This is a genomic window from Pedobacter sp. 01N416 (assembly GCF_056399685.1).
Genome location: NZ_JBFTRT010000953.1, coordinates 1 through 902, shown reverse-complemented (window position 1 = coordinate 902; position 902 = coordinate 1). Strand labels below are relative to the sequence as shown.

The 902-nt window shown below is 32.4% G+C and carries 2 protein-coding genes; both read right to left on the bottom strand.

All coding sequences use genetic code 11. The features are described from left to right. Nucleotides 1–579: hypothetical protein (locus AC1DND_RS28625; RefSeq protein ID WP_477586326.1), on the bottom strand; the 579-nt coding region annotated here is incomplete at its 3' end. Then, nucleotides 572–829 carry a glycosyltransferase gene (locus tag AC1DND_RS28620; RefSeq protein WP_477586325.1) on the bottom strand — a complete coding sequence of 86 codons (258 nt, stop codon included), beginning with the start codon at nucleotides 827–829 and terminating at the stop codon, nucleotides 572–574. The genes AC1DND_RS28620 and AC1DND_RS28625, both read right to left, overlap by 8 nt. Between the last annotated feature and the right edge of the window lie 73 nt (nucleotides 830–902).

The window sequence follows — 902 nt, the reverse complement described above, 5'->3', positions numbered from 1 at the left end:
ACGCGTTCTAATGGCATAAAACAAAAAAATGTTCAACATTAATTGCAACAGCCCCGGCTCCCAAAGAATCCCCGTATTTCTAGCAACATCATTATTATCAACAGTTACATAGAAACAAAACATAAATGTCCTGTAAGGATAATTGAAAGAAACTTCTTGAAATAGTACGGGTATCGTTAAATATAATAGATAACCAGCCAATGAGTGTAAAAAAATGAAGTGTAAACACCGAATAAAATCATTTTGCAATCTATAAATACCGGCTTTTTTATACGATAACAAGAATATATAGGTCTCTATAACCAAACAACATTGGAAAATTAAATTAGATAATTCAAACGCGGGATTGACGCTAAAATTAACTATTAAAAACAATAATATTCCACAAATAATGAGAAGGTGTTTTGCTGTAAGATATTGAAACCCATTCCGAGCAAGAAAAAGCACAACAACAGCGATTATRGTTCCCTTTTTTTCAAAAATAGGTATTCCACAACTTTGAAAAATTATTAAAAAAAATACAATTGCCCCAGGTGTTAATGTGGGCAATAACTCTCTAAAAAATGTTTTTCTAAGCATATCCTTTAATAGAATTATATGCAGATAAAATATTTGCAGAAAAGGCATTGTATGAAGATTTTTCTAATGCTGTATTTCTACAGTTTAAATCCATTAGTTTTTTTTCCTCTGGATTCATTTCTAATATGTTTCGAATTCCATTCATTAATCCTTCGACATTGAATATCGGAACCTTAAACCCATTGAATCCATTTGTTATCATTTCATTTGCATTGCCCGTCTCAAAAGCGACTACCGGAACACCAGACATGAGCGATTGTATAGTCAATTGCCCGTCTCAAAAGCGACTACCGGAACACCAGACATGAGCGATTGTATAGTCA